The sequence below is a fragment of the Brevundimonas nasdae genome, assembly GCF_016654005.1.
Classification (GTDB): domain Bacteria; phylum Pseudomonadota; class Alphaproteobacteria; order Caulobacterales; family Caulobacteraceae; genus Brevundimonas; species Brevundimonas nasdae.
Genome location: NZ_JAEPWN010000006.1, coordinates 186510 through 213391, shown reverse-complemented (window position 1 = coordinate 213391; position 26882 = coordinate 186510). Strand labels below are relative to the sequence as shown.

The window sequence follows — 26882 nt, the reverse complement described above, 5'->3', positions numbered from 1 at the left end:
GCCGGTAAACGAGGACTTAAGATGTCGTCCGCTAGGGTGCGTCGATGTCCCAGTGCGTACTCTATCATTTCGCCTTCCATCCCGCCTCGCGCGCTGCGCGGCTGGCGCTGGGCGAGGCGAAGATCGAATATGCCGATGCGCCTGTCCGCCCCTGGGAAGCCGACTGCCCGCTGAACCAGTTCAATCCGTCCGGCATGCCGCCGGTCATCCAGACCTCGGATCGCGGACGGCCTCTGAACCTGTGCGAACTGCCCGCCATACTGGGCTGGATCGAGGATCAGCAGCGCGGGCCGCTGCTGCTGCCCGCCGAGGCCGCCGAACGCGCAGAGGCGCGGCGCCTGACGGGCTGGTTCGACCGCCGCTTCAGCGACGACGTGGACGCCATCCTGCTGCACGAACGGCTGGAGAAGCCGCTGCTCAAACTGGGGCCGCCCGAGGCCCGCGCCCTGCGTGAAGGCCGCGAGGCGCTGAAGGAGCATCTGATCATGCTGGAGGAGCTGGCCGGCGCCCGTGACTGGCTGGCGGGACGCCGTCTCAGCCAGGCCGACCTGGTCGCCGCCGCCCACCTGTCGATCCTGGACTATTTCGGCGAGATCACCTGGACCCACTGGCCCGCGCTGAAGATCTGGTACTCCAAGCTGAAGTCCCGCCCCTGCTTCCGCCCGCTGCTGGCAGACCGTTTCATCGGCGTGCCGCCCGCAAGCTGGTACGCCGACCTGGATTTCTGACCCGACGGGGCCATCCTCCCCGCCGGATTGTTTCGTCGCCGTGCCTGCTGTACTCTGGCCGTGACGCGAAAATGACCGCCTGTTCTTCGGGCCGTCGCACGCATCCCGGCCCGTGCCGCTGCACGGCTTGGCCAGCGTCTCCCAAATCAACCGCCTGACAACAGGCAGCCTTCTGACGTGCGCGCCCGCTTGCGTGGTCGTCAGAGGGGCACAGGAGCGCGACGTGCCTAAATCCATCACCATCATCGGCGCCGGTCTCGGCGGCCTCATCCTCGGCCGTGTTCTGCATCTGCACGGGATCGCATCCACCATTCATGAAGCCGAAGCCTCGGCGGACGCCCGCACCCAGGGCGGCCTGCTCGACATGCACGAACACAGCGGCCAGATCGCCCTGAAGGCGGCGGGTCTGTTCGACACCTTCCTGAGCCTTGTCCGGCCGGGCGAAGACGCCAAACGCATCGTCGACGCCACGGGCCGCATCCTGTTTGACAAGCCCGGCAGCCACAGGGGCGAACGGCCCGAGATCGACCGCGGCGACCTGCGCCGGATGCTGATCCAGTCCCTGCCGGCCGAGACGATCCAGTGGGGCCGCAAGCTGGTCGCGGTCACGCCATTGGGCGAAGGCCGCCACGCCCTGCGCTTCGCCGACGGCGCGACCGCCGCATCGGATCTGCTGGTCGGGGCGGACGGGGCCTGGTCCAGGGTGCGCCCCCTGCTGTCCGCCTCAACGCCCGTCTATACCGGCACATCCTTTGTCGAGACGACGGTTCTGGACGGCGACGCCCGCCTGCCCGCCAGCGCCGAGATGATCGGTCTGGGCACCCTGATGGCGGTCATGCCGGGTCAGGGCATTCTGTCGCACCGCTATGCCGACGGAACCCTGCGGACCTATGCCGCCCTGAACCGGCCAGAGGCCTGGTTCGCCGATCCGAGCCTGATCGCAGAGGCGTTTGTCGGCTGGGCGCCGCCCTTGATCGACCTGATCACCCACAGCGACGTGGAGCCGATCCTGCGTCCCATCCATGCGCTTCCCGTCGATCACAGCTGGAAGCGCACGCCCGGCGCAACCCTGGTCGGCGACGCGGCCCACCTGATGTCGCCCTTCGCCGGCGAGGGCGCCAACCTGGCCTTGCTGGACGGGGCCGAGTTGGCCCAGGCCATCGCCGCCTCGCCAGACGATATGGAGGCGGGGCTGACGGCCTATGAGCAAAGGCTGTTTCCGCGCAGCCGCCAGGTCGCCGACCTTACCGCGCGCAATCACGAACGCTTCTTCGGCGCCGAGGCGCCGCGCAGCGTCGTCGCCCTGTTCAACGGACTCTGAACCAACCTGTGATCGGTTTGGGCGGGGCGTCTTCACGCCGCGGCATGACGCCCCGCCCTGACTGGCCTGCCCTGACTGGCCTGCCGCTCAGAGGCCCGCTGCGTCGTGGGTCACCTTGCCGGTGAACTCGCAGGCGGCGCCGTGGAAATAGGTGCAGCCGTTCTTTTCCTGCAGCGACAGTTCGTAGGGCGCCGTGAAGCGCAGCTCGATTTCGCAAACGCGCGGCGTCGGCGCATCCGGCTCGGCCACGCGCAGAACCCCTCTGCGGCCTGTCAGGACGACCTCGCCGTCGATCCCGCCCCCGCACCCGCCCACGTCGCCGCGCATCGGCGTCATGGTCGACAGCGAAACCGCATACCGCGTCCCGTCGATCCGCTTCAGGTCCGCCGTCAGTTCGCGGCCGGGCGTCTGGCTTGAGTAATGGCCTTCCAGTTCGTCAAAGGCCTGAGACAGAACCGGACCGGACGCCGCCAGCATCGCCCCTGCGAAAATCATCGTCCTGAGCATGAGCCACTCTCTTTTTGCCCCTTGGGGCGGTTGATCCGATGGAAACGATGACCCAGCCGCGAAAACCGGGCAAGCGTCGCCGTTTCGCACCCTGCGCCGGCTCCTGCGCGCCATTTCGTGCTGCAGAAAACGGAGGGTTGCGATTTATTGAACAATGATCATAAAATCTGATCGTCGCAAGTGGTCATGGGTTTTGAAATGAAAACGACAGTCATCACCGTCTCCCGCATCAAGTACCTGCTGCTGCTGGCCCTGAGCCTGGTGTTCGTCGTCGGCCCCTTTGCAAGCGGCATGGACGTGGATGACGTGGTGCTCCAGCTTTGCATCGGACTGTTCGGATTGTGCGCCGCCGCCTTCGCCTGGGTGATCATCCACCCCATGCGCCTTCATATGAACGGCGAGGGCTTCAGGGTTGAGGGGGGCTTCGTCCGTAAGCCGAAACTGGTGCGGTGGAGTGAAGTCGACAGCTTCTTCGTCTTCCAACCCCCACGCAGCGGCAGGATCGTCGGCTATAATTTCAAGCCCGACAGCAGGCACGTCACGAGCATGACCAAGGTCAACCGGGCGTTCGGGGCGGATGCGGGGCTGCCGCGAGGCTGGTCCAAATCGCCCGATGCGGTGGCCGCCGAACTCAACGCCTATCGAGAGCGCGCCACCCGATCCTGACACCCCGACGGCGGCAAATCCGTGCTACAGGCCGCCGCCGTGACCGAACGCCTGAAAACCTTCATCCGCCAGCGGGCGACCGAACTGGGCTTTGACATCTGCCGCTTCGCCTCGGCGGCCGACGCCTGGCCTGCGGGCGAGCGGCTGCGCCATTTTGTCGATGAAGGCCGTCACGGCGAAATGGAGTGGATGGAGACGACGCTGGAACGGCGCCAGCACCCCACCGCCATGTGGAACGAGGCCAAAACCGCCATCGTCCTGGGCATGAATTATGGTCCCGAGGACGATCCCCTGCCGCAGCTTGCCGACCGTTCGGCGGGCTATATTTCGGTCTATGCGCGCGGCGACGACTATCACGAGGTCATCAAGGGGCGGCTGAAGCAGCTGGCCGGTCAGATTGCGGCCCGCAACGGCAAGGACATCAAGGTCTTCGTCGACACCGCCCCCCTGATGGAGAAGCCGCTGGCCCAGCGCGCCGGTCTGGGATGGCAGGGCAAACACACCAATCTGCTCAGCCGCACCCACGGCAACTGGCTGTTCCTGGGCACGATACTGACGGCGGCGGAGATCGCGCCTGACGAACCGGAGACCGAGCACTGCGGGCGCTGCACCGCCTGTCTGGACGCCTGCCCGACCAAGGCCTTTCCCGCCCCGTTTCAGTTGGATGCGCGGCGTTGCCTGTCCTATCTGACCATCGAGTTCGGCGATCCCTGGCCGGTCGAGTTCCGGCGCGCCACCGGATCGCGCATCTATGGCTGCGACGACTGTCTGGGCGTCTGTCCGTGGAACAAGTTCGCGCAGGAAGCCCGCGAGATCCGGCTGATGCCGCGCGACGCCTTTGAAAGTCCGCGCCTTGCCGACCTGCTGGCGCTGGACGACGCCGCCTTCCGCGCCCTGTTCACCAAGAGCCCGGTCAAGCGGATCGGCCGCGACCGGTTTCTGAGAAACGTCCTCTATGCGGTCGGCAATTCGGGCGACCCGGCCCTGATCGCCCCGACGCGCAGCCTGCTGGACGACGCCTCGCCGCTGGTGCGGGGCGCCGCCGTCTGGGCCCTGTCGCAGTTGTTGGCGCCCGCCGATTTCGCCGCCCTGCGCGATGCGGCGAACGAAGCCGATCCGGCGGTTCAGGCTGAGTGGGCGCTCGACGCCGCCTGATCAGCCCATAGCCGTTCCGGCGCTGCCGCCGCCCGGCACACGCGCCACATCCAGCAGCTTGATGCGGAAGATCAGCACCGAGTTGGCCGGGATCGCCCGCCCCTGGCCGCGCGCGCCATAGCCCAGTTCCGGCGGTACATAGAGCAGCCATTCATCGCCGACGCGCATCTTCTGCAGCGCCTCGGTCCAGCCGGGCACGACCGTCTCGGGCGTGAAGATGGCGGGCGCGCCGCGCGCAAAGGAACTGTCGAAGACGGTGTTGTCGATCAGCTTGCCCTCGTAGTCGACCTTGACCAGGTCGTTGCGGTCGGGGCTTTCGCCGTCGGCCGGTCCCGACTGGACGACCTTATACTGCAAGCCGCTGGGCAGGGTCTGGACGCCTTCCTCCTTGGCGTTCTTGGCCATGAAGGCGGCGGCTTCGGCCTTGCCCGCTTCAGTGTCCACCGGTGCAGCCTCGCGACCGCAGCCCGCCAGCAGCAGTACGCTCACAAGGCCGGCAGCCAGCGCCGTCCTACCCCATCCGAAGTTCATACCCACGTTCCTTCAAGGCCTCGCCGATTTCGTCAGCGTGGGCGCTATCGCGCGTTTCGACCATGATGTCGAACTCGGCGCCCTTGGCCGGAACATCCAGGGCCAGACGGTTGTGGACCACGTCGATGATGTTGCCGCCCAGGCCGCCGATCACCGCCGCCATGGCCGACAGCATCCCCGGACGGTCATCGCCCAGGATGCGGTAAACCAGCAATCTCCGTTCACGGACCATCTCGCGGTTCAGCACCACGGCCAGCATCCGGGCGTCGATGTTGCCGCCGGTCAATTCGATGCCGACCTTCATGCCTTTGAAGGCCTCAGGGTTGGCCAGCATGGCGGCCAGACCGCCCGCGCCCGCGCCCTCGCAAACCGTCTTCTCCATGGTGGCCATATAGGAGACGCCGCGTTCGAAATCGGCCTCCTCGCAGACGAAGACCTCGTCGATCAGGTCGTTGGCCAGGCCGAAGGGAATGTCGCCCACCGCCTTGATGGCGATGCCCTCGGCGATGGTCTGGCCGGTGCAGACCGGCGGCAGGCCCGCGCGCTTGGCGGTGAAGGAGGGATAGCGCGCCGCCTCGACCCCGAACACCTTGATGCCCGGCTTGATCGCCTTGGCCGCGATGGCCGTGCCTGCGATCAGGCCGCCGCCGCCGATCGGCACGATCAGGGCGTCGATCTCGGGGGCATCCTCCAGGAACTCGATGCCGCAGACCCCCTGGCCCGCCACGATGCCTTCGTCGTCGAAGGCCGAGACGAAGACATAGCCCTTCTCGGCCTCCAGCCGTTTGGCCTCCTCGGTCGAGCCGGTGAAGTCCAGGCCGTGGATCACCACGGTCGCCCCGTGCGAACGGGTGCCGTTGATCTTGGCGAAGGGCGTGCCCTCCGGCATCACGATGGTCACCGGCACGCCGAGGCGCCCGCCGTGATAGGCCAGGGCCTGGGCGTGATTGCCGGCGGACGCCGCCACCACGCCGCGTTTGCGCTCATCCGGGGTCAGCAGCAGCAGTCGGTTCAGCGCGCCGCGCTCCTTGAAGCTGCCGGTGAAATGCAGGTTGTCGAACTTCACCCAGACATCGGCCCCGGTCAGTTGCGACAGCTTCCTGGAATAACGCGTCGGCGTGTGGTCGACCTGACCCGCGATTCGCACGCGGGCGGCCTGGATATCTTCAAAACTGACACTCATGGGGGCGTTTCCATCGCACAATCGGCCGGGGAGCCGACGATTTTCTTCCGCCTGTTTCGCGCTTTGGCGGCGTCGGGTCCAGAGGTTCCGCACATGACGATGGAACTCCAACTCCGCCTCATGCGATAGTGATCCAGCCGTCCCCCACGGCCAAGTTTCCAAAGGGAACAGCCCCCTTAGTCTCTGGAGGAGAGCCTATGTCGATCCGTCCCCTCGCTGCGCTGGCTGCAGCCGCCGCCGCCCTCGCCGCCTGCGCGCCCGCGCCCGCCCCCATCGGCGCCGTGCCCGGCGCCTTCCAGGCGGACGATTTCGCCTGGTCGCAGCGCGGCGGTCAGGCGGCCATCGAGGGCCGCGTCACCTATGCCCAGGACGGCAAGGCCTACGCCTGCGTCGCCTCTGCGGGGCTGACGCCCGACACCCCCTACACCCGTGCCCGCTTCCGCACCCTGTACGGTTCGACCGAACGCGCCGCCCTTCCCGCCGCCGTGGTCCGCGCGCGCGACGCGGGCGAAGCCGGAGCGGACTACCGCGCCTATGTGCGGTCCGAGCGCTGCGACAACGGGCGGTTCCGTTTTTCCGGTCTGCCGGACGGCGGATGGTTCCTGATCGTGCCGGTCACGGCGGGTGAAGCGCCGGTCGTCCTGATGCGCCATGTCGACACGCGCGGCGGACGCGTCGTAAACGTCACCCTGTAATCCGCTGTGAGCGGACAAAAGCGTGGCCTCAGGGTCACGCCTGAACCGCTCACAAACCCACAATAACAGCGATCGCCATTATGTCGCCCCAACCGGCGGCTGATTGCGGCGCTTCTGCGACAGTCAGGGGAGGCGTTCTTGTCCCGACACAACATCACCGGTTCCGAAGCATTCAAACGCGGTCCTTCGATCGCGGTTCGTCGGTATCGCCCGGGCGGCATGCGCCGCAAGCGCGCCCGGACGACCATGACCTTCATCATCCTGGGCGCGCTGGCGGTTCTGGCCCTGATCGTCGCCGCCGTCGCCGCCCTGACGCCCGCCGTCGCGGCCTGATTCACCGGCGCGGGCGTTGAGGCCAAGCCTTGAGGGGCGTGACAGCCCCTAGGCGATCCAGACCATCATGCGGGTGTCCGCCTGGGCGCGGCGGGCCTGGCTCCAGGCCTTGCGGGTTTCGCCCGTGTACAGGAAGCCCGCCTTCTCCAGCACGCGTCCCGACGCCGGGTTGTCGGCGAAGTGGCCCGCCACCATCGCCCGGCGCTTCCACTTGCGGCTGGCCCAGACCAGGGCGCCGTCCAGGGCTTCGGTGGCGAAGCCCCGCCCCCAGTATTCACGACCGATCCAGTAGCCCGTCTCAGGCACGCGGTCGTCGCCCTCGAACATGCCGATGACGCCGACGGGCCCCAGGTCCTCGTGCTCGATGATGAAGGTGTTGGCCCGCGCCGGATCCTGAGCCGCAACCTGCAGCACGAAGTCGTCGGCGTCGCGCACACCGAACGGATGCGGCATCCGCTGGGTCATGCGGGCGATATCGATGTCATTGGCCAGGGCCGCGATGCGGGGGGCGTCCTGGGGCGCCGGGGCACGCAGGATCAGACGCCGCGTCTCAACGACGGGAGAGGTTTCGATAACGCACATGGACTTCGCCTCACTGTCGGTGTCCGTCTCCTTGGAGGGCTCGGGCGGACTTCGAGGCGGGTAAACGCAAACGGGGAGCCTGGTGATCCAGACTCCCCGCGGAATATTTTCCCTGGTCCGGATCGGCTGCTTGGAGAGCAACGCGATCCGGTGAATTCCAGACTGCGTTACTCGGCGGCGAGCGCCTGTGCGGCGTCGTCGTTCGCCGCGAGAATCGATACGTAACAACGGCCGCCACGTTTGGTCGTGAACTTCACGGCGCCGTGGGTCAGGGCGAACAGGGTGTGGTCACGGCCCATGCCGATGTTCTCACCGGGGTGGAAGGTGGTGCCGCGCTGACGCACGATGATGTTGCCGGCCAGCACGCGCTCGCCGCCGAACTTCTTTACGCCCAGGCGTTTCGACTCGGAGTCGCGACCGTTACGCGACGAACCACCGGATTTCTTGTGAGCCATTTGATCGCTCCGTTCCTATGGCCGGGCCCCGAGGGGCTCAGCGCAGTTCTTGTTCTAACACCTGGGCGCCGCTTCGGGCGCCGCAGAAATTCTTAAGCTTCGTCGCCTGCGGCTTCAGCCTTGGGCGCAGCCTTCTTCTTGGCCGGCGCCTTCTTGGCGGGAGCGGCTTCGACTTCGGCTTCGGCGGCGACCGGCTCAGCGGCGCCGCGGGCGGCCAGATTGCGGGCGCGCAGGTTGATCTCGGCCTTGGTCGTCAGTTCGACCTTGCCGTCCCACTTGGCGGTCTCGCCAGCGCCTTCGATGCCGGTGATGCGCAGGACCGATTCCAGCTGGCGGTGGCCGTTCGTACGGCGGTAGCCCTGGCGACGGGTCTTCTTGAAGATCTTGATCTTCTCACCCTTGCGGGTTTCGATCAGGGTCGCGCCGACGATGGCGCCGTCGATCAGCGGGGCGCCCAGGGTCACGCCCTTTTCGCCGCCCAGCATCAGGACGTTGTCGAACTGCAGCTCTGCGCCGGCTTCGCCGTCGAGCTTTTCGACGACAATGGTGTCGCCCGGTTGGACCCGGTACTGCTTGCCGCCGGTCTTGATCACCGCGTACATGTTGAAGCCTCAGCGCAAACGCAAAAAAGAATGCGCCCGCTGGGAAACCCCGGCGGGCGAAGAGCGGCGACATATACGGATGGGCGCTTGAGAGTCAACGCCGAACCCGGCCAAAAATCAGCCCACGCCGCATTTCGTCACCCTGAAGCGGCCCGAAAACATATCCGCCGCCCTATATGCGGGCTGGCCGCAGAAAATTCGCCCCGCCCCGCTCGACCGTTACACAGTAACAGGTTATAGAGCCCCTCATGTCCCCGCCCTCCCCCGACTCCGTGCTTCTCTCCCTACTGGGGGGCGGATTCGTTGCGGCCTTTCTTCATGCGGCCCTGCCGACCCACTGGTTGCCCTTCGTTCTGGTCGGACGCGCCCAGCGCTGGGGCACCGGCCGCACTCTGAGCGCCGTCGTCGCCGCAGGACTGGCCCATATCGTCACCACCGCCATCGTTGGCGGCCTGATCGTGGCGGCGGGGCTGGCGCTGGATCAGTGGATCAGCGGCCTGTTGCCCCATCTGTCGGCGGTGCTGTTGTTCCTGTTCGGCGCCTTCTATCTGGCCCGCGCCATGTTGAAGCGCCCGGTGACGGCGGGCGGCCCGGCGCTGGACAGTCCAGAACCTGCAGTGTCGAACCGCGCCGCCTTCCTGGGCCTGGTCATGCTGATGGCCCTGTCGCCGGGCGAGGTGCTGCTGCCCATCTATCTGTCCTCGGCGTCGGAAGGGATTGCGGCGCTCAGCCTGCTGACCGTCGTCTTCGCCCTGGGCACCGTGGCGGGCATGGCGGTCTTCACCTCCCTGGCCAGTGCTGGCGCCTCGATCCTGCGGCTGGAGCGCTGGGCGCGGTATGAGGGGGCGGTTCTGGGTCTGGCCCTGATCACCCTGGGTCTGATCGTGGCCACGCACCAACACTAACGGACAGCATTATATGATAACATTCAATGCGTTATCATATAGCCCATTGGCGTTTTCACTGATGGGCGTATAGGCGATTTCATGAGCGCCTCGCACACCCACGATCACGACCATGCAGGCCATGACCATGATCATGGCGGCCACGGGCACGGCCATCATGGGCACAGCCACGGGCCGGGCGGCCACAACCACGGTCCGGTGGACACTGGCGACTGGCGCTATGCCGTGGCCCTGGTCATCAACCTTGCTTTCGTGGTGTGCGAGTTCGGGGCAGGCTTCGCCGTCAACTCGACCGCGCTTCTGGCCGACGCCGGACATAATCTGACCGATGTGCTGGGTCTGGCCATGGCGGGCGGCGCGGCCCTGCTGGCGCGATTGGGCGGACACGGCATCGCTGGCGGGCGGCGCACCTATGGTCTGGGCAAGGCCACGGTTCTGGCGGCGCTGGGCAATGCGCTGCTGCTGATCTTCGCCTGCGGCGCCATCGTCTTCGAGGCTGTCCGCCGGTTCAACGATCCGGCGCCGATCCATTCGACCACCATCATGATCGTGGCGGGCATAGGCTTCGTCATCAACCTGGGCACCGCCCTGCTGTTCATCAAATCCCAGCACGACCTGAATGCGCGCGGCGCCTATCTGCACATGATGGCCGACGCCGGGGTGTCGCTGGGCGTGGTGCTGGCGGGCGGGCTGATGATGCTGACCGGCTGGTCGATCGTCGACCCCATCGTCAGCCTGATCATCGTCGCCGCGATCATGTGGTCGACCTGGGGCCTGCTGAAGGATTCCGTCAATCTGGCCGTGGACGGCGCCCCGGCCCAGGTCGATGTCGCCAAGCTGGAGACAGCGTTGAAGGCCCTGCCCGGCGTGACGGCGGTGCACGACCTGCACGTCTGGGCCTTGTCGACCACCGAGACGGCCCTGACCGCCCATCTGGTGCATGAGCGGGACGACGCGTCGGCCCTGCTGAGAGAGGCTCAGACCCTGGCCAAGGCGCGCTTCGCCATCGGCCACACCACGCTTCAGCTTGAGACAGAAGCCCAGCCGGATTGCCCGAACTGCTGAGCCCTTCAACGCGCCGTCATCCTCGGGCTTGACCCGAGGATCGGAAGCGGATCGGGCTGTGCGTCGCACATAGCGCAATGCGGCGGACCACCCGGCCCTCGGGTCAAGCCCGAGGGTGACGCTGGCTGAAGTTCTTACGCCTGTTCGAACGTAACCGGCGCGCCCCAGAACTGAGAGACCAGTTCGGACTGCGGCCCCGCCTGGCCCGTGGTCAGGAAATCGCGGCGGCCGCTGTCGCCCAGATCATATTCCGGGTGATGGGCGAAATACCGCTCCAGCGCGTCCGCCACGGCCGTCGGCTGTTCGATCAGCACCGTGCCCGCAGGCAGGGCCTGGGCGAACAGCTCGGAGATGATCTCATAATGGGTGCAGCCCAGGATGGCCTTGTCCGGGTGACGACCGATGCGGCGGCGCAGGGCGTCGACGTGATCGTCCACCACCACCTTCAGCTCCTCCGGCGGCGCGCCCAGTTCGATCAGGCCCGCCAGACCGGGGCAGGGCTCGGAGAAGACGGCGATGTCTTCGCGACGCTTGTCGATCTCGATCTCATAGACGCGGCTGATCGCGGTGGCGGCGGTGCAGAAGACGCCGGTGATGTCGATGGAGGCGACCTTTTCGCCCTCCTGCGGGCGTTCAGCCTCGAAACTCCAGGGCTTGCCGGTCGCCGCCTCGATGGTCGGCACGATGATGCCCAGGATATTGACCGGGCGTCCCAGACGCGCGCGCAGCTCCGGCAGCCAGGACTGTTGCAGACGACGCAGGGCGATGGCGCTGGCGGTGTTGCACGCCAGGACGACGATCGAGGCCCCGGCCTCGAACAACCGCTCGCAGCCCGCCTTGGTCAGTTGGACGATGTCCTCGCCGCCGCGCCCGCCGTAGGGGGCGTGGGCCTGGTCGGCCAGATAGACGAAGTCGCGCGCCGGGAAGCGCCGCGTCAGTTCACGGTGAACGGTCAGGCCGCCCACGCCGGAGTCGAAAACACCAATAGCCATGCGCCGGGCTTTAGACCTGTCGGACGCCTGTCTCAATGGCGCCTCTTGGGGAATGCGCGACGATTAATTACATCACGCCCCTGTGACGGATCGATCACATGGGTCTAGGGTCCATCCAAATGATCCCCCAAAGGAACAACCGATGCAAAGACGACAGCTCCTTCTCGGCAGCGCAGGCCTGATGGTCATGGCCGGCGCCCCCACAGCCTTCGCCCAGAACCGCGCGGCCGCCGCCCCCTCGGCCGCCAGCATCGCAGCCGAGGCCCGGGCCGCCCGCGCCGTGCTGCCGACCCAGCGCCCCCGCGCCGAGCTGCTGCAGCCCTGGACCGGTTCGTATGACGGCGTGCCGCCGTTCGACAAGGTGACCCCGGCCAAGCTGCGCGAAGCCATGCTGGAAGGCATAGAGCTGCAACGCGCCGACATCGCCGCCATCGCCAATAACCGCGCCGCCCCCACCTTCGCCAACACCATCGCGGCGATGGAGCTGGCGGGCGAACCGCTGGACCGCGCCAGCAACATCTATGGGGTGATGACCTCCAACATCGGCGGCGAGGCCTATGACGCCGTCGACACCGAACTGTCGCCGCTGCTGTCAGCCGCCTCGGACGAAATCACCTTCAACGAAAAGCTGTTCCAGCGCATCAAGACCGTCGCCGACAACGCCGATGCAGCGGGCCTGAGCGCCCAGCAGAAACGCCTGGCCGAGCGCAAACGCGACGCCTTCATCCGCTCGGGCGCCAATCTGGACGCCGCAGGCAAGGCCGAGCTGGGCCGCATCAACACCGCCCTGTCCAACGCCTTCACCCGCTTCGGCCAGAAGGTCGTCGCCGACGAGAACGCCTGGACGGTGATCGCGAACGAAGCCGGTCTGGCCGGTCTGCCGGACTCCAACAAGGCGGCCGCCGCATCAGCCGCCCGCAGCCGCAACCTCCAGGGCTGGGCCATCCTGAACACCCGTTCGGCGGTTGATCCGTTCCTGACCTTCGCCGACGACCGCGCCCTGCGTGAGCAGGTCTGGAAGAAGTTCGTCAATCGCGGCGACAACGGCGACGCCAACGACACCAAGTCCACCATCGCCGAGATCGTGGCCCTGCGCGACCAGCGCGCCAAGCTGCTGGGCTATCGCAACCACGCCGAACTGCGAATGCAGGACACGATGGCCAAGACCCCGGCTGCGGCCGAGAGCCTGATGAACCGCGTCTGGGCCCCGGCCAAGGCCCGCGTCGCCGAGGAGGTCGCCGACATGAAGGCGATCGCTGGTTTCGACATCGAGCCGTGGGACTACCTCTACTTCGCCGAGAAGGTTCGCAAGGCCAAGTACGACCTGGATCAGAACGAGCTGAAGCCCTACTTCGAACTGAACGCGGTGCGCGCCGGCTCCTTCGCCATGGCCGAACGCCTGTATGGCTTCGAGTTCAAGAAACTGCCCAAGGGCACGGTCCCGACCTTTGAGCCGGACGTCGAGGTCTATGAGGTCCACGACAAGACGCGCGGCGGCCGCCTGATCGGCCTGTACTACACCGACGACTACGCCCGTGCGGGCAAGCGTTCGGGCGCCTGGATGACCACCTACCGCTCCTTCTCGCAGCTGGACGGTTCCAAGATCATCCTGGGTTCGAACAACAACAACTTCACCAAGCCCGAGCCGGGCCAGCCCGTCCTGATCTCGCTGGACGATGCCGAGACCCTGTTCCACGAATTCGGCCACACCCTGCACTACTTCTCGTCGGTGGTGACCTATCCGTCGTTCGGCAACACGCCGCGCGACTTCGTGGAATATCCGTCGCAGGTGCATGAGCACTGGGTGCTGAGCCGACCGATCCTGGACGGCTATCTGAAGCACTACCAGACGGGCCAGGCCATGCCGCAGTCGCTGGTGGACAAGATCGAGGCGTCCAACACCTTCAACCAGGGCTACGCCACGGTCAGCTACCTGTCCTCGGCCATCGTCGACATGGATCTGCACACCCAGGCCACGCCGCCGACCGACATCGCCGCCTTCGAGAAGGAAAGCCTAGCGCGCATCGGCATGCCCAAGGAGATCGTGATGCGGCACCGCCTGCCGCAGTTCAATCACCTGTTCACGTCGGACGCCTATTCGGCGGGCTATTACAGCTATCTGTGGTCCGAGACGATGGACGCCGACACCTGGGCCTATTTCGAAGAGTCGGGCGACGTGTTCAATCCGGACATCGCCAGCCGCTTCCGCTCGATCATGCTGGCGCCGGGCAACACCACCGACCGCGCCGAGGCCTACCGCGCCTTCCGCGGCCGCGACCCCGACGTGGCGGCCCTGCTGAAGGTCCGGGGCTTCCCGGTTTCCTGAAGCAGGCGATCGAGCCCATGAGGCTCATCGACTGAAACGACGAACGGCCGATGGAGCGATCCGTCGGCCGTTTCGTTTGGCGGCGACCTGTCCTAAGTCTGACGGCGGGAAACTGCTGTGAGACCGCCTGCATGTCCGTCGTCGCCTCCTACGTCTACAAGGATGGAAAGCGCCTGCGAGAGGCGCCGCTGACGCAGGCGGGACTGAGGCTGAAGCCGGGCGAGTTCGTCTGGATCGGCCTGCACGACCCCACCGATGAAGAGTTCGACGTCCTGGTCCAACGCTATCGACTGCACCCGCTGGCGGTCGAGGACGCCCTGGCCGCGCACCAGATGCCCAAGGTCGAGGTCTATGGCCGCGAACTGTTCGTCGTCGCCCGCACAGCCGCGCGGATCGACGAACGGATCGCCTATGGCGAGACCCATATCTTCGTCGGCGACGACCATGTCATCAGCATCCGCCACGGCTCGTCGCGCGCCCACAAGACCCTGCGCGCCCAGCTTGAGGCCTCGCCTGACGAGTTGAAGCGGGGTCCGGACTTCGTGCTGCACGGCATTCTGGACTTCATCGTCGACGCCTACGCCCCCATCGTCGACGAGTCCGAGGATGCGGTTCTGGAGATGGAGCAGAAGACGCTGGACGCCTTCCTGTCGCGCGTCGAGATCCGCCGCCTGTTCACCCTGCGTCGCGAACTGCTGAAGTTCCGCCGGATCATGGGGCCGATGGAGGAGGTGACGCGGCGGCTGCAGTCGCTGGACCTGCCCTGCATCGACGCCGACGTCCGCCCCTATTTCCGCGATGTCAGCGACCATGTGCAGCGGGTGAACAGCCGCCTGGGCGGCCTGAACGACATCCTGTCGTCCGTGTTCGAAGTCGCCAATCTGCTGGAGCAGCAGCGACAGGGCGGCATCACCCGCAAGCTGGCCTCCTGGGCCGCGCTTCTGGCCGTGCCGACGGCCATCGCCGGCATCTACGGCATGAATTTCGAGTTCATGCCGGAGTTGCACTGGCGTTACGGCTACTATGGCGCGATCGCCCTGATGGCGGCGATCTGCACGGGTCTGTTCATCACCTTCAAGAAGACGAAGTGGCTGTAACTACAATCGGCCGTCATTCCGGGGCTGAGCGTAGCGAGGAACCCGGAACCCAGGACCGCAATCACAGCGCGTGAAGCAGTCGCGGCCTGACGCAAGCCTCCTGGGTTCCGGGTTCGTCCTTCGGACGCCCCGGAATGACGGCGTTGGGACTGTTGATCGAAAGCCCTCAGCCGCTGTTGCGCAGGCCCGCCGCCACGCCGTTGATGGCCAGCAGGATGCCTTCACGAACGCGAGGATCTTCATCCCCCGCGCGGCGGCGGCGGATCAGTTCGATCTGGACGTGGTTCAGCGGCTCGACATAGGGCATCCGCAGGCGGATCAGGCGATCCAGCTCGGGCTGGCCGCCCAGCAGGGTGTCATGGCCGTTGATGGCCAGGATGGCGTCATGGGTGCGCTGCCATTCCTCGCGGATCTCGCCATAGATGCGGGCCGCCAGCGAGGCGTCGCCCACCAGGGTCGAATAGCGCCGCGCGATGGTCATGTCCGACTTGGCCATGACCATCTCCATGTTCTGGACGAGGGTCTTGAAGAAGGGCCAGGCCTCGGCCATCGCCTTCAACTCGGCCATGTCGTGACCCTGAACCGCCGATCCGAACCCGTACCAGCCCGGCAGCATCACCCGGCTCTGCGACCAGCTGAACACCCAGGGAATGGCGCGCAGGTCTTCGATCCGCGTCGAGGCCGTCCGCGACGACGGGCGCGATCCGATCTTAAGGTCGGCGATCTCTGCAATGGGGGTGGCGGCGCGGTAATAGTCGACGAAGCCGTCCGTCTCATAGACCAGCTTGCGATAGGCGGCCATCGACCGGGCCGACAGGTCCGACAGGGTCGCGCCGTGGTCGGCGGTGAAGGCGTGATCCTGGCTCTCGCCCAATGACGCCAGCACGGCGCCGCAGGTCAGGGCGTCCAGATTGCGCAGCGCGATCTCCGGCTCGCCATATTTGTTGGCGATCACTTCACCCTGTTCGGTGGTGCGGATACGCCCCTGAACCGTGCCTTCCGGCTGGGCCAGAACACCGGCGAAGGACGAACCGCCGCCGCGCCCGACCGTGCCGCCGCGGCCGTGGAACAGCTGCAGCTTCAGATCATGCGCCTGGGTGACCTCCACCAGGGCGCGCGACGCCTCGTGCAGCTCCCAGCCCGAAGTCAGGTAGGAGCCGTCCTTGTTGGAGTCCGAATAGCCGATCATCACCTCCTGCACCCCGCGCGCCTTGGCGACGGCCAGGGCCGACGGCTCCTGCAGCAGCCGCTCCAGCGTGGGGCGTGAGGCGCGAAGATCTTCGATCGTCTCGAACAGGGGGGCGGCCTGGATGGGACAGGCGCCGGGGTCTTCGGCCCGGTACAGCCCGACTTCCTTCAGCAGCAGATAGACCTCCAGCAGGTCCGACGCCGCATCGGTCTTGGACACGATATGGGTGCGGATCGCCTGAGGTCCGAAGGCGGCCAGGGCGCGGGCCGAGGCCTGCAGGATGGCGCGCTCCTTCAGGGTTTCGGGCTGGTATTCCGCGTACTCGCTGAACAGCTGGCGCGGCGAAGCCAGTTCGGCGGCCAGCACCTTCAACCGGCTTTCCTCGTCCAGGGCGCTGTAGCCGTCGCAGACGCCCGCCACCTTCAGCAGATCGCCCACGACCCTTTCGTGCACGTCCGAGTTCTGGCGCAGATCCAGCGTGGCCATGTGGAAGCCGAACACCTCGACCGCCGTGATCAGATCGGTCAGACGGTCGTCGGCGAAGACGCCGCCGTGCTGGGCGATCAGGCTGTCGTGCAGCACCTTCAGGTCCGTCTCGAAGGCGTCGGGACCGGAATAGGCCTCGGCGACGACCAGCGGACGGCGAGGCGGCGGCGATCCGCCCAGCTTTTCATAGGTGGCGGCCAGACGCGCATAGATGCCGGTCAGGGCGCGACGATAGGGTTCGTCTGCGCGGTGCGGCGACGGGTCATGGGCGGCGTCGGCCAGGGCCTGCAGTGCGGGCGACACCTCCGCCAGTTCGGCCGCCAGGCTCAGCTCGGCGCCCAGGGTATGAACCTCATCCAGATAGAAGTTCAGCACAGCCCGCGACTGGGTGCGGAAGGCGTCGCCCTGCACCACTGCATCCACGTTCGGATTGCCGTCGCGGTCGCCCCCGACCCAGCTGCCGACCCGCATGAAGGGCTTGAGGTCCGGCGCATCCAGCAGGCGCCGCCACGCCGACAACTGCTTGGGCGCGACGTGCAGGAAGATGCGGTCCAGGAAGGAGACCACCGTCTCGATCTCGTCCTGCACCACCAGCCCCTGGGTCCGCACCAGACGCGTGGCCCACAGAATGACGATCTGGCGGCGCAGCGGCTCGGTGATCGAGCCCGGCGTGCAGGCCGCGCCCGCCTTGTCGCAGGCGTCCAACAGGTCGCTGATGGCGGCGATGCGGTCGATCACGCTCTTGCGGCGCACCTCGGACGGGTGGGCGGTCAGGACCGGCGACACCAGGGCCTCACGCAGCAGGTTGGTCACCGCCGCCTTGTCCACGCCCTGATCGGCCAGACGCTTCAGCGCGCCTTCGGGCGTATCGGCGCGGGCGCCCGCCTCGGTCTGGTCGCGCGCGCGGCGGCGGCTGGCCCGGTCCTCGGCGATGTTGGCCAGGAGCGAGAACAGCGCGAAGCTGTGCGCAAGTCCCGCCGCCTGATCCACCGACATGGCCGTCAGCAGCTTCTCCAGCCGCTTGGCCGGATGGGACGCAGGGTCGCGGTGATAGGCGATGGAGGCCTGACGCACGGCCTCGACATGCTCGTACAGCGCCTCGCCGCCCTCTTTTCGGATCACTTCGCCCAGAATGCCGCCCAACAGACGGACTTCGTCGCGCAGGGCGTCGTCGGCGGCGGGGCTCATCATTGCTTTAATCCAAGGCTTTAGCGGGGAGATGCGCATGTGAAGTATGCGAAACCGCCTCGTCAACGCACGATCCATGTCAGAGGCCAAAACTTACGGTCATGGTGAATCACCCGTTAGGGTTTGTTAACCGCGTCGGCGCAATCATGAGACCGAAGGATTTCGTCTTCGGTCCCGGCACGATTCAATGTTCGCCAAACGCCAGTCCGTTCTTGCAGCCGCCGCCGGCGCCCCGCCGCGCGCCCGGGCGAAGCTGAACCTGAAGCCTGTCGCCGTCGCCCTGAAAAAGCCGCCGGTGATCGCGGGTCTGGCGGGTGTCTTTCTGCTGACGACCAGTGCGCTTTTCCTGACCGTGCTGGGCGATCCCCGGGCGGGAACCCCCTCGGCGCGGATCGCCCTGCAGCGCGACGCCGCCCCGGAAGCGGCGCCCCCCACCGGATTTGAAGCGTTTTCGATGGGCGCCATGGCCCTCTATCAGGACCTGGGCGACGCGGGCGACCCCTCCGGCGCAGCGGGCGGCGAGGCCGTGATCACCCTGCCCGACGGCGCCACCGTCGCGGGCGGCGCCAGCTATTCCGCCCCGGTCCACGCCGCTTCGCCCCTGATCAAGGCGCCCATCGCCGGGTTGTCGCAGCAGGGGCCGAACGGCGCCCTGCCCGTCATCGCCCCCGATGGACGTGTCCCGGCCCAGGCCTATGCCCGCCCATTCCGCCCGAACGGCAAGCCGCGCGTGGCCCTGATCGTCGGCGGTCTGGGCCTGAACGCCGTCACCACCCGCGCCGCCATCGAACGCCTGCCGGCGGAGGTGACGCTGAGCTTTGTTCCCTATGCCGAGAACCTGCAGTCGTGGATCGACCAGGCGCGGGCCCAGGGTCACGAGGTGATGCTGGAAATGCCGATGGAGCCGACCGGCTATCCCAACAACGACCCCGGCCCCTACACCCTCTTGGCCAACAGCACGCCCGATGATGTGCAGGCCAAGATGGACTGGCTGCTGGGACGCGCCACCGGCTATTTCGGCGTGACCAACTATCTGGGCGACCAGTTCGTGGCCTCCGACACCGCGTCCAGCGCCTATCTGTCCTATCTACGCCAGCGCGGCGTGGCCTTCGTCGACGACGGAACCTTCCAGCGCCGCCCCGGCGCCTGGGCGCGCGCCAGCGCCGACCGCATCATCGACCAGACCCAGTCGCCCGCCGCCATCATCGCCGCCCTGAACAGTCTGGAGGCCCAGGCCAAGGTTCGGGGCTCGGCCCTGGGGACCGGCTTCTCCTATCCGGTGACGGTCGAGGCCGCCGCCCGCTGGACCGCCGGGCTTGAGCAGCGCGGCCTGCAACTAGCCCCCGCCTCGGCCATGACGCTGCGCCCCGGCCGCTGACGCTTATGACGGACCTAAGCCTCTATCGCCCCAATGTCGGGGTCGTGCTGTTCAATCGCGACGGCCTGGTCTGGTACGGCCAGCGCCACGCCACGCCCGGCCCGCATAACCAGCAGTTCCCCCAAGGCGGGGTGGATGAGGGCGAGGATCTGCAGGCTGCAGCCCTGCGCGAACTGCGCGAAGAAACCGGCGTCACCTCGGTGGAGTTCCTGGCCCGCACAGACGACTGGGTGCTGTACGATTTTCCGCCCGAGGCGATGAACAACGCCAAGGCCTGGCGCGGCTTCAAGGGTCAGAAGCAGCAGTGGTTCGCCTTCCGCTTCACCGGCGAGGACAGCGAGATCGACCTGACGCTGGACAAGGACATCGAGTTCGACGCCTGGCGCTGGGGCCCTCTGTCCGAGGCCTGCGACCTGATCGTGCCGTTCAAACGCCCGGCCTATGAGCAGGTGGTCGCCGCCTTCAGCCGGTTCGCGGCATAAAAAAAGGGCGGCGCGAACGCCGCCCTTTCAGACGTCTGGCCTAAAAGCCGTTTAGGCGGCCTTGGCCTTCTTCTCGATCTTGCCTTCGATCACCGAAGACCCGGCGCCGATCTCAACGCGGCGGGGCTTGAGCGCCTCAGGCAGTTCGCGCTTCAGCGAGATGGACAGCAAGCCGTTCACCAGATCGGCGTCCTGCACGATCACATAGTCGGCCAACTGGAAGCGGCGCTCGAAATCACGCTCGGCCAGACCGCGGTGCAGATAGGTCTTCTGCGTCGCCGCATCGTCGTTGGCCGTCTTGCGGCCGGTCACGGTCAGCAGGTTTTCCTTCACCTCAATGTTCAGCTCGTCTGCGGTGAAGCCCGCGACGGCGATCTCGATGCGATAGGCGTTCTCGCCCGTGGTCTCGATATTATAGGGGGGATAGCCGCTGTCGGACTGGGTGGCCGCATTCTTGAGCTGGTTGGCCAGACGGTCGAAACCGACGGCGGTGCGGTACAGCGGGGTGAAATCATAGGTACGCATCAGCATCCTCCTGAGGATCAGCAAGGTTGGTCCGCCCGGCGGTTTGCCCGGACGGCTGGGTTTCAGCCCGACAGCCCGAAATCGGCGCCGCCAGTCTGGAGAGCCCGGGATCGGCGCTCTCAGGACTTCAGATGGGAAGGCCCGCCGAGGCGTCAAGGGTCTGCCGCAAAGGGATGTGAGACTGCGTCAAAGCGCCCAGCGTCGCGGTATCTTCATTTGCGCTGACGCCAAGCCCGCCTAAGAAAGCCCACCGCCTTACGGAGACGTTGTTGATGCGCGCCGCCCTATCTCTGTCGATCCTGGCGCTGGCTGCGGCGTCTGCCCCCGCCCTGGCCCAGACGCCGACCCAGCAGACCGACGCCCCGTGGACGCCCCCGCGCTCGGCCCTGTCCTCGGCCATCCCGACCTTCGAGGAGGATGCCGCCCTGCAGGCCGCCATCGCCTCGGACGCGCGCCCCGCCGCCGACCGCGCCCGCGATATCTATCGCCATCCCTATGAGTCCCTGACCTTCTGGGGCCTGACGCCGCGCATGACGGTGGTTGAGATCGAACCGGGCGGCGCCAGCTGGTGGCGGCACATCCTTGAACCCTATGCGGCGGCGACCGGCGGACGTTATGTCGGCGTGGACAAGCCCTTGGAAAGCATGGGCGTCGCCGACGGATCGGCGGACTTCATCCTGGTGGCCCGCGCCTTCCACAACTGGGCGCGCAGCGACCGGACCCAGCCCTATCTGCAGGCCTTCTTCAAGGCCCTGAAGCCGGGCGGCGTCCTGGCCATCGAACAGCACCGCAGCGCCGAGGGCCTGAACGTCGCCGACGTCGCCGCCACCGGCTATGTCCCCGAAAGCTATGTCATCCACGAGGCCCGCAACGCCGGGTTCGTGCTGGAGGCCCGCAGCGAACTGAACGCCAATCCCAAGGATGACCACGACCATCCGTTCGGGGTCTGGACCCTGCCGCCGGTGCGTCAGTCCGCTGTCAGAAACGATCCCAACGGACGCACACTGACGGCCGAGGAACGCGCCGCCTATGACGCCATAGGCGAGAGCGACCGCATGACGTTGCGGTTCCGCAAACCGGAATGAGCGGGTGCGACTCCATGCAGGTTTTGACGCTGGCGGCGAACGTGACTAAGCCGTTCCGACCGAAGTGTCAGTCGGGCCTGGGGGGCCGACGCTCTGCGCGGGTGTCTGATGCATGATTTTCCTGGGGCCGTCGCCGGCCCGTCACGCCGTTTTCTGCTGACCGGGGCCGCCGCCCTGGGTTTGATCGGCGCATCGGGCTGTAATCGCCGCAAGGAAGCCAAGACCGAGACATCGGCCGCCCCGGCGGCGCCGTCCGGCCCGTCCGAAGGCTCGCTGGAGTGGGCGGTCGCCGGTCCCTGGCGTCAGGCCAGCGACAAGGCGCGCGACCAGTACCGGCATCCGATGGAGACGCTGCGTTTCTTCGGCCTGCAGCCCCGCATGACGGTGGTCGAGTTCTGGCCCGGCAGCGGCTGGTACACCGACATCATCGCCCCCTATCTGGCCAAGGGCGGCGGGACCTATGTCGCGGCCCTGTTCCCTGAAGGCCCCACGGCCGATCCGGCCCAGGCTGCGCTGAACGCCGCCTTCCAGTCGCGCTTCTCCGCCGACAAGAAACTGTACGGCACGCCCCAGTTCACCACCTTCGGCGCCGCCTCCGGCCCCGTCGCGCCCGCAGGGACTGCAGACCTGTGCCTGTTCCTGCGCACCATCCACGGCTGGATGGCGGCGGGGGTGGCGGAGAAGGCCTTCTCGGACGCCTTTGCGGCCCTTCGTCCCGGCGGCGTTCTGGGCATCGAACAGCACCGCCTGGCCCCGGAAGGCGATCAGGACCCCGTCGCCGCCAACGGCTATGTTCAGGAAGCCTTCGTGCGCCAACTGGCGGAGGAAGCCGGGTTCGTCTTCGTCGAGGGCTCTGAAATCAACGCCAATGAAACCGACACCAAGGATCACCCGTTTGGGGTCGATACGCTGCCGCCGACGCGCCTGACCGCGCCTCGGGGTCAACCCGCAAACCCCGAGTTCGACCGGTCGAAATATGAGACGATCGGCGAAAGCGACCGCATGACACTGAAGTTCAGGAAGCCCGAGTGAATCGCGCCCAAGCCTTTGCCGCCAACGCGCCCCTGATGGGCGTGCCCGGCGCCTCCTCTCCGCCTGGCGGCAAGGGTGACTGGTTCCGCGGCGCCGGGGGCATGCGGCTGCGCGCCGCCCTGTGGCGGCCTTCCCTGCCCAAGGGCGAAGCGCCGCGCGGCACCGTCGTGGTCAGTCCGGGCCGGACCGAACCGATCGAGAAATATTTCGAGTTCATCGGCAATCTTCAGGCGCGCGGCTGGTGCGTCCTGACCCATGACTGGCGCGGACAGGGTCTGTCGGCCCGCCTGCTGCCCGACCGTCTGAAGGGCCACGCCCGTGCGGTCGAAGAGTTTCTGGACGACTACAACCGCCTGCTGAACGCCTTTGAGGACCAGTGCCCCAAGCCCTGGATCATGGTCGGCCATTCGATGGGCGCGTGCCTGAACCTGCTGACGCTGGAAAGCGGCGAGCAGCGGTTCGCGGGCGCCGTCCTGTCCAGCCCCATGCTGCGCATCAAGACCGGCAAGCGGTCGATGTGGTCGGTGAAACTGGCCGTGCGCTGGGCCATCCGCAACGGCAATGCAGGCGATTATCTGCTGGGCGACCCGGATGATCCGTTCGACCACACCTTCGCCGAAGACGCCCTGACCTCGGACGAGCGGCGCTATGAGATGTGGCGCCAGCAGCTCTACGCCTGCCCGCACCTGGGCATCGGCGGCCCGACCTACGGCTGGCTGGCCTTCGCCATCGACGCGGGCGAGCGGGCGCTGAAGCCCAAGGCGCTGAAGTCGGTGCATATTCCCGTGGCCATCGTTCAGGCGGACGCCGACGACGTCGTCTGGAAACAGACCGCCCGCTGGGCCGCGCGCCGACTGGGACGCGGCCGCTATGTCGAAATCCACGGCGCCAAGCACGAAGTCATCATGGAGGCCGACGACATGCGCGGCGTCTTCCTGCGTGAGTTCGACGCCATGGCCGACATGGTCGCGCCCGTGGTTGATCCCAGCCTGACCGCCGACCCGTCCGCCCGCACCGAGGACGTGACGGAACTGGCCGCGCCGGTCGCCTGACGACCGGCGGTCTAGCCGATCAACCCTGCCAGAGTGCGCCGCCCCGCCGCCAGAATGTCCTGACCGTCCGGCACGGCCACATCCGGCTGCATCAGCCAGCGGGGGTGGCGGTTCACGTCATAGACCGGCTCGGCTGAATACTGGGCCCGGAGGCCGGTGCGGTCGAGCACGATGGGAAAGACCGCCGCGCCCAGCCCCATCATCGGGGTTCCCACGACGGTCGCCCGCCCGATGCCGCGCATCCCCATGGGGAAGCCCTCGGCCATGCTGGCGCTCCAGTGATCGGCCAGGACCACCACCGGCCGCGTGTAGGTGAAGGGGCCGCGCGGATCGACCGTCTCAGTCCAGTATCCGCTTAAGCCCTGACCTTCGCGACGACGCATCAGGGCGTAGGGTTTGGTCTCGGTGATGAACCGCCCCATGATCGGGCGCGCCACAGCCGTGTCACCGCCGCCGTTATTACGGACGTCAAGAATCAAACCCGGCGCATCGCCCAGTTCGGCCAGGGCCTGATCGAAACTCTCTGTCACGGCGTCATCGGCGAAACTACGGATGATGATATAGCCCGCCCCGTCCTCAAGCCTTCGCCATTCCACATTGGGTTTTGGCGTTGCAGGCCGGATGGGAATGACAATTTCGCGCGCCGTTTCATCCCCGCGTGCGATCAGATAACGCCTGGACTGCCCCCGAACACCCGCCACAGCGCGCCCCAAGGCGAAGGCCGTCGCAGCCGGGTCGGGCGAGGTCAGGCATTTCGGCGTCCACGTCTGGATCAGGGGCGCAAGCGACTGGCCATCCACGGCAAGGATCACGTCGCCAAAGCGCATATCTGCTTCCGCCGCCGCCGTATCTTCAAGGATGGCCTTGATCTGGGCGCGACCATTCTGTTCGTCCACGACGATATCGGAGATCGCCCCGCGCTGGGCGCCCGCCGGGGCCTCGGCTGGGGACGTATGCGGGTCATAGAGTTCCGCCATCACCTGCCCGACGACCGCAGCAAAGGCATCTCGCGAGTCCGCCTGCACCGCCATGGGACGATACATTGTCCGCACACGATCCCAATCCGTGCGCTTCTCGGAAAAGAAGCAGTAGCGATCGCGCAGCGTCGTCCAAAGCTCGTCGAAATCTCCTGCGAAGGTGACGTCTCGATCAGGCTCAACCGCCCATGCCGCGCCGCCCATCGTCGATCCGACCGCAGCCGCAAGGCCCGCGCGCAGCAACAGACGCCGATCCATGCCCCACTCCATATTCATCAACCTGTTCGAGTGTTGTGAACTGCGAGCAGCGAACGGGGCCAGTTAAACTCCTGTAAGATCGTCAGCTCTTACGCCCTGCTGCGCGACTGCACGGGCGAAACCGGCGCCGTTCGCCGGATCGTAGTCCAGATAGAAGTCCGGCTCGATCAGTTCGGCCTCCATCAGCACCCACCGGCCTGCGTCGTCGCGGGCCATGTCGATGCGGGCGTACAGCAGTGGCTCGTCGATGGCGGCCAGCACCTGTTCGGCCAGGGCCAGAGCCTCGGCGTCGGGGGTGACGGCCGTGTAGAGGCCGCCGAACTGCATCTGGATGCGGAAATCGCCCGGCACGGGGCGTTTGTTCACCGCGTGGCTGAGCCGACCGCCAAAGAACAGCAGCGAAGTCTCGCCCTCGGTCTCGATGGATTTCAGATAGGGCTGGATCATCGCCGCCCCTTCCGGCGCCTCCGTCAGGGCCTCGCCCGGCGACAGACGCAGGGTGCGAAAGGCGCCTGCGGACACGGTCGGCTTGACGATCAACACCGGCGCGCCCGTCTCCGCGAAGGCGGCGTCCACCTGTTCCTGGGTCACGCCGTCGGTCCACAGCGTCGGCGGGATCGGCACGCCCTTTTGCGCCAGGCGGGCCAGATAGGACTTGTCCGAGTTCCAGCGCAGCACCTCCGCCGGATTGGCGACCGGCAGGCCCGCCTTCGTCCATGACGCACAGGCCTTCAGCCAGCGGGCGTGGTCGCGGTGGTAGCCCCAGACGATGACCGGCAGGATCAGGTCATATCCGGCCAGACCCGAGGCGTCCTCGACATGATCGGTCCAGGGCGTGGCGGTCACGGCGGCACCCGTTTCCTGCAAGGTCGCCTTCAGGCGCTCCAGCACCTCGGGCCAGCGGCCGATGTAGGAACGGTCGGAGGGGGCGGGGGTCAGAACGGCGATCTGGGTCATGCCGATCCTCCTATCGCAGCATCGTTCCAGTTCAACCCGGCAAACACATAAGGGCTTCCTTATGGGATTTTGGATGACGCAGGACGCCCCCTGAGCTAAGGGCGTTTCATGACCCAGAACACCGCCCAGTACGATATCGCCGCCGTCGGCAACGCCATCGTGGACGTCCTCAGCCCCTGCGACGCCGCCTTCCTGGCCGCCCAGGACCTGGCCCCAAACTCGATGCAGCTGGTCGACGCCCAACGCAGCGCCGCCCTGTATGACGCCATGGCGCCGGGCGTTGAGGCTTCCGGCGGGTCGGCGGGCAACACCGTCGCGGGCGTCGGTTCGTTCGGCGGGCGCGCGGCCTATATCGGCAAGGTCGCCGACGACACCCTGGGCGAAGTCTTCACCCACGACATCCGCGCGGCGGGCGTCCATTTCGACACCCCGGTCCTGACCGGCGGCGCGGCCCAAGGCTTCGGCACCGGGCGCTGCCTGATCAACGTCCTGCCCGACGGCGCGCGCACCATGGCCACCTTCCTGGGCGCCGCCAACCAGCTGTTCGCCGATGACATCGACGAGGCCCTGATCGCCGCCAGCGAGATTGTCTATCTGGAGGGCTATCTGTTCGACCCGGCCCCGGCCCGCGCCGCCTTCGAACGCGCCGCCGCCGCCGCGCACAAGGCGGGCCGCAAGGTCGCCATCACCCTGTCCGACACCTTCGTCGTCGCACGCTGGCGGGCCGAGCTGCTGGATTTCGTCACCCAGTCCGCCGACATCGTCCTGGCCAATGAGGCCGAACTGGGCGCCCTGTTCGAGACGGAAGACTTCGACGCCGCCGCAGACAAACTGGCCGCCATTGTCGAGATCGCCGCCGTCACGCGCGGCGAACATGGCTCGGTCATCATCCGTGGCGATGAACGCACCGCCGTCGCCGCCTATCCGGTCGCCAAGGTTGTCGACACCACTGGCGCCGGCGACCAGTACGCGGCAGGCTTCCTGCTGGGTCTGGCGCGCGGCCTGTCGCTGGAGGAATCCGGCAAGCTGGGCTCGCTGGCCGCCTCCGAAGTCATCGCCCACTGGGGCCCGCGCCCGATGGTCAAGCTGGACCAGCTGGCCAAGGACAACGGCCTCAAGCTCTGAGAATG

27 protein-coding genes are annotated in these 26882 nt (G+C 66.9%); 16 read left to right on the top strand and 11 right to left on the bottom strand.

Features of this window, described 5'->3' with window-relative positions; genetic code table 11:
- Positions 1–44: 44 nt before the first annotated feature.
- Entirely contained in the window at positions 45–728 is a 684-nt protein-coding gene (fzlA, locus tag JKF87_RS11115) for an FtsZ-binding protein FzlA (protein WP_201099951.1), read from the top strand.
- Positions 729–951: 223 nt separating this feature from the next.
- Complete coding sequence (locus JKF87_RS11110; RefSeq protein ID WP_201099950.1) at positions 952–2049, top strand: FAD-dependent oxidoreductase; 1098 nt, start codon at positions 952–954, stop codon at positions 2047–2049.
- Between the two features lie 87 nt (positions 2050–2136).
- Here the strand turns inward: JKF87_RS11110 and JKF87_RS11105 are convergent, their stop codons facing one another.
- The gene (locus tag JKF87_RS11105) at positions 2137–2556 is read right to left on the bottom strand and encodes a hypothetical protein (RefSeq protein WP_201099949.1); all 420 of its coding nucleotides are present in this window, start codon (positions 2554–2556) and stop codon (positions 2137–2139) included.
- Between the two features lie 198 nt (positions 2557–2754).
- Here JKF87_RS11105 and JKF87_RS11100 point away from each other — a divergent pair, with 198 nt between their 5' ends.
- Positions 2755–3222, top strand: a complete 468-nt coding sequence (locus tag JKF87_RS11100) for a hypothetical protein (RefSeq protein WP_201099948.1) — start codon at positions 2755–2757, stop codon at positions 3220–3222.
- Positions 3223–3243: 21 nt separating this feature from the next.
- The gene (gene queG / locus JKF87_RS11095; protein ID WP_370874344.1) at positions 3244–4377 is read left to right on the top strand and encodes a tRNA epoxyqueuosine(34) reductase QueG; all 1134 of its coding nucleotides are present in this window, start codon (positions 3244–3246) and stop codon (positions 4375–4377) included.
- Here the strand turns inward: queG and JKF87_RS11090 are convergent, their stop codons facing one another.
- Positions 4378–4908, bottom strand: coding sequence for an FKBP-type peptidyl-prolyl cis-trans isomerase (locus JKF87_RS11090; protein ID WP_201099947.1), 531 nt, complete (start codon positions 4906–4908; stop codon positions 4378–4380).
- Positions 4889–6091 carry a threonine ammonia-lyase gene (locus JKF87_RS11085; RefSeq protein WP_201099946.1) on the bottom strand — a complete coding sequence of 401 codons (1203 nt, stop codon included), beginning with the start codon at positions 6089–6091 and terminating at the stop codon, positions 4889–4891. Before JKF87_RS11085 ends, JKF87_RS11090 begins: the two co-directional genes overlap by 20 nt.
- 197 nt (positions 6092–6288) lie before the next feature.
- On the opposite strand from JKF87_RS11085, the gene JKF87_RS11080 reads away from it, so the two are divergent.
- Together JKF87_RS11080 and JKF87_RS11075 are read left to right on the top strand one after the other, a co-directional pair.
- Complete coding sequence (locus JKF87_RS11080) at positions 6289–6786, top strand: hypothetical protein (protein WP_201099945.1); 498 nt, start codon at positions 6289–6291, stop codon at positions 6784–6786.
- A gap of 138 nt (positions 6787–6924) precedes the next feature.
- Positions 6925–7119, top strand: a complete 195-nt coding sequence (locus JKF87_RS11075) for a hypothetical protein (RefSeq protein ID WP_201099944.1) — start codon at positions 6925–6927, stop codon at positions 7117–7119.
- 48 nt (positions 7120–7167) lie between these two features.
- Here JKF87_RS11075 and JKF87_RS11070 read toward each other — a convergent pair whose 3' ends face one another.
- From JKF87_RS11070 to rplU, 3 genes are all read right to left on the bottom strand, one after another.
- Positions 7168–7701, bottom strand: a complete 534-nt coding sequence (locus JKF87_RS11070) for a GNAT family N-acetyltransferase (protein ID WP_201099943.1) — start codon at positions 7699–7701, stop codon at positions 7168–7170.
- Positions 7702–7868: 167 nt separating this feature from the next.
- Complete coding sequence (gene rpmA / locus JKF87_RS11065; protein WP_201099942.1) at positions 7869–8156, bottom strand: 50S ribosomal protein L27; 288 nt, start codon at positions 8154–8156, stop codon at positions 7869–7871.
- Positions 8157–8248: 92 nt separating this feature from the next.
- Complete coding sequence (gene rplU, locus JKF87_RS11060) at positions 8249–8758, bottom strand: 50S ribosomal protein L21 (RefSeq protein WP_201099941.1); 510 nt, start codon at positions 8756–8758, stop codon at positions 8249–8251.
- A gap of 248 nt (positions 8759–9006) precedes the next feature.
- Here rplU and JKF87_RS11055 point away from each other — a divergent pair, with 248 nt between their 5' ends.
- Positions 9007–9663: a hypothetical protein gene (locus tag JKF87_RS11055; protein WP_201099940.1), complete on the top strand. Its 657-nt coding sequence runs from the start codon at positions 9007–9009 to the stop codon at positions 9661–9663.
- A gap of 81 nt (positions 9664–9744) precedes the next feature.
- Complete coding sequence (locus JKF87_RS11050) at positions 9745–10728, top strand: cation diffusion facilitator family transporter (protein ID WP_201099939.1); 984 nt, start codon at positions 9745–9747, stop codon at positions 10726–10728.
- Positions 10729–10862: 134 nt separating this feature from the next.
- Here JKF87_RS11050 and JKF87_RS11045 read toward each other — a convergent pair whose 3' ends face one another.
- Complete coding sequence (locus JKF87_RS11045; protein WP_201099938.1) at positions 10863–11720, bottom strand: glutamate racemase; 858 nt, start codon at positions 11718–11720, stop codon at positions 10863–10865.
- 142 nt (positions 11721–11862) lie between these two features.
- Here JKF87_RS11045 and JKF87_RS11040 point away from each other — a divergent pair, with 142 nt between their 5' ends.
- Together JKF87_RS11040 and JKF87_RS11035 are read left to right on the top strand one after the other, a co-directional pair.
- Complete coding sequence (locus JKF87_RS11040; RefSeq protein WP_201099937.1) at positions 11863–14046, top strand: M3 family metallopeptidase; 2184 nt, start codon at positions 11863–11865, stop codon at positions 14044–14046.
- Between the two features lie 131 nt (positions 14047–14177).
- Positions 14178–15143: a magnesium and cobalt transport protein CorA gene (locus JKF87_RS11035; protein WP_201099936.1), complete on the top strand. Its 966-nt coding sequence runs from the start codon at positions 14178–14180 to the stop codon at positions 15141–15143.
- Between the two features lie 166 nt (positions 15144–15309).
- On the opposite strand, the gene ppc is transcribed toward JKF87_RS11035, so the two are convergent.
- Positions 15310–18009: a phosphoenolpyruvate carboxylase gene (gene ppc / locus JKF87_RS11030; protein WP_236261301.1), complete on the bottom strand. Its 2700-nt coding sequence runs from the start codon at positions 18007–18009 to the stop codon at positions 15310–15312.
- A 184-nt stretch (positions 18010–18193) separates the two neighbouring features.
- Here ppc and JKF87_RS11025 point away from each other — a divergent pair, with 184 nt between their 5' ends.
- Positions 18194–19384, top strand: a complete 1191-nt coding sequence (locus JKF87_RS11025; RefSeq protein WP_201099935.1) for a divergent polysaccharide deacetylase family protein — start codon at positions 18194–18196, stop codon at positions 19382–19384.
- Positions 19385–19389: 5 nt separating this feature from the next.
- A complete protein-coding gene (locus tag JKF87_RS11020) occupies positions 19390–19866 on the top strand; it encodes an RNA pyrophosphohydrolase (RefSeq protein WP_201099934.1) in 477 nt (158 codons plus the stop codon).
- A 51-nt stretch (positions 19867–19917) separates the two neighbouring features.
- Here JKF87_RS11020 and JKF87_RS11015 read toward each other — a convergent pair whose 3' ends face one another.
- The gene (locus JKF87_RS11015) at positions 19918–20391 is read right to left on the bottom strand and encodes an Hsp20 family protein (protein WP_201099933.1); all 474 of its coding nucleotides are present in this window, start codon (positions 20389–20391) and stop codon (positions 19918–19920) included.
- Positions 20392–20663: 272 nt separating this feature from the next.
- On the opposite strand from JKF87_RS11015, the gene JKF87_RS11010 reads away from it, so the two are divergent.
- The 3 genes from JKF87_RS11010 (at position 20664) to JKF87_RS11000 (ending at position 23560) form a co-directional block, all read left to right on the top strand.
- Positions 20664–21476, top strand: coding sequence for a class I SAM-dependent methyltransferase (locus tag JKF87_RS11010; RefSeq protein WP_201099932.1), 813 nt, complete (start codon positions 20664–20666; stop codon positions 21474–21476).
- 108 nt (positions 21477–21584) lie between these two features.
- On the top strand, positions 21585–22508 hold the full coding sequence (locus JKF87_RS11005) for a class I SAM-dependent methyltransferase (protein ID WP_201099931.1): 924 nt from the start codon (positions 21585–21587) through the stop codon (positions 22506–22508).
- Positions 22505–23560: an alpha/beta fold hydrolase gene (locus tag JKF87_RS11000; RefSeq protein ID WP_201099930.1), complete on the top strand. Its 1056-nt coding sequence runs from the start codon at positions 22505–22507 to the stop codon at positions 23558–23560. Before JKF87_RS11005 ends, JKF87_RS11000 begins: the two co-directional genes overlap by 4 nt.
- Before the next feature lie 11 nt (positions 23561–23571).
- On the opposite strand, the gene JKF87_RS10995 is transcribed toward JKF87_RS11000, so the two are convergent.
- Together JKF87_RS10995 and JKF87_RS10990 are read right to left on the bottom strand one after the other, a co-directional pair.
- The gene (locus tag JKF87_RS10995) at positions 23572–24795 is read right to left on the bottom strand and encodes a S41 family peptidase (protein WP_201099929.1); all 1224 of its coding nucleotides are present in this window, start codon (positions 24793–24795) and stop codon (positions 23572–23574) included.
- 63 nt (positions 24796–24858) lie between these two features.
- Positions 24859–25752, bottom strand: coding sequence for an ATP-grasp domain-containing protein (locus tag JKF87_RS10990; protein WP_201099928.1), 894 nt, complete (start codon positions 25750–25752; stop codon positions 24859–24861).
- Between the two features lie 108 nt (positions 25753–25860).
- Between JKF87_RS10990 and JKF87_RS10985 the strand changes: the two genes are divergently transcribed.
- Positions 25861–26877 carry an adenosine kinase gene (locus tag JKF87_RS10985; protein ID WP_201099927.1) on the top strand — a complete coding sequence of 339 codons (1017 nt, stop codon included), beginning with the start codon at positions 25861–25863 and terminating at the stop codon, positions 26875–26877.
- Positions 26878–26882 lie beyond the last annotated feature (5 nt).

Bases quoted from the DNA above. Each gene is read 5' to 3' on its own strand.
- JKF87_RS11010 (WP_201099932.1), top strand. From the start codon at position 20,664: ATGCGCGCCGCCCTATCTCTGTCGATCCTGGCGCTGGCTGCGGCGTCT.
- JKF87_RS11045 (WP_201099938.1), bottom strand. From the start codon at position 11,720: ATGGCTATTGGTGTTTTCGACTCCGGCGTGGGCGGCCTGACCGTTCAC.
- rplU (WP_201099941.1), bottom strand. From the start codon at position 8,758: ATGTACGCGGTGATCAAGACCGGCGGCAAGCAGTACCGGGTCCAACCG.
- JKF87_RS11090 (WP_201099947.1), bottom strand. From the start codon at position 4,908: ATGAACTTCGGATGGGGTAGGACGGCGCTGGCTGCCGGCCTTGTGAGC.
- JKF87_RS11085 (WP_201099946.1), bottom strand. From the start codon at position 6,091: ATGAGTGTCAGTTTTGAAGATATCCAGGCCGCCCGCGTGCGAATCGCG.
- JKF87_RS11015 (WP_201099933.1), bottom strand. From the start codon at position 20,391: ATGCGTACCTATGATTTCACCCCGCTGTACCGCACCGCCGTCGGTTTC.
- JKF87_RS11025 (WP_201099935.1), top strand. From the start codon at position 18,194: ATGTTCGCCAAACGCCAGTCCGTTCTTGCAGCCGCCGCCGGCGCCCCG.
- JKF87_RS10990 (WP_201099928.1), bottom strand. From the start codon at position 25,752: ATGACCCAGATCGCCGTTCTGACCCCCGCCCCCTCCGACCGTTCCTAC.
- JKF87_RS11050 (WP_201099939.1), top strand. From the start codon at position 9,745: ATGAGCGCCTCGCACACCCACGATCACGACCATGCAGGCCATGACCAT.
- fzlA (WP_201099951.1), top strand. From the start codon at position 45: ATGTCCCAGTGCGTACTCTATCATTTCGCCTTCCATCCCGCCTCGCGC.
- JKF87_RS11035 (WP_201099936.1), top strand. From the start codon at position 14,178: ATGTCCGTCGTCGCCTCCTACGTCTACAAGGATGGAAAGCGCCTGCGA.
- JKF87_RS11070 (WP_201099943.1), bottom strand. From the start codon at position 7,701: ATGTGCGTTATCGAAACCTCTCCCGTCGTTGAGACGCGGCGTCTGATC.
- JKF87_RS11100 (WP_201099948.1), top strand. From the start codon at position 2,755: ATGAAAACGACAGTCATCACCGTCTCCCGCATCAAGTACCTGCTGCTG.
- JKF87_RS11055 (WP_201099940.1), top strand. From the start codon at position 9,007: ATGTCCCCGCCCTCCCCCGACTCCGTGCTTCTCTCCCTACTGGGGGGC.
- JKF87_RS10995 (WP_201099929.1), bottom strand. From the start codon at position 24,795: ATGGATCGGCGTCTGTTGCTGCGCGCGGGCCTTGCGGCTGCGGTCGGA.
- JKF87_RS10985 (WP_201099927.1), top strand. From the start codon at position 25,861: ATGACCCAGAACACCGCCCAGTACGATATCGCCGCCGTCGGCAACGCC.
- rpmA (WP_201099942.1), bottom strand. From the start codon at position 8,156: ATGGCTCACAAGAAATCCGGTGGTTCGTCGCGTAACGGTCGCGACTCC.
- JKF87_RS11040 (WP_201099937.1), top strand. From the start codon at position 11,863: ATGCAAAGACGACAGCTCCTTCTCGGCAGCGCAGGCCTGATGGTCATG.
- JKF87_RS11105 (WP_201099949.1), bottom strand. From the start codon at position 2,556: ATGCTCAGGACGATGATTTTCGCAGGGGCGATGCTGGCGGCGTCCGGT.
- JKF87_RS11020 (WP_201099934.1), top strand. From the start codon at position 19,390: ATGACGGACCTAAGCCTCTATCGCCCCAATGTCGGGGTCGTGCTGTTC.
- JKF87_RS11005 (WP_201099931.1), top strand. From the start codon at position 21,585: ATGCATGATTTTCCTGGGGCCGTCGCCGGCCCGTCACGCCGTTTTCTG.
- JKF87_RS11080 (WP_201099945.1), top strand. From the start codon at position 6,289: ATGTCGATCCGTCCCCTCGCTGCGCTGGCTGCAGCCGCCGCCGCCCTC.
- ppc (WP_236261301.1), bottom strand. From the start codon at position 18,009: ATGATGAGCCCCGCCGCCGACGACGCCCTGCGCGACGAAGTCCGTCTG.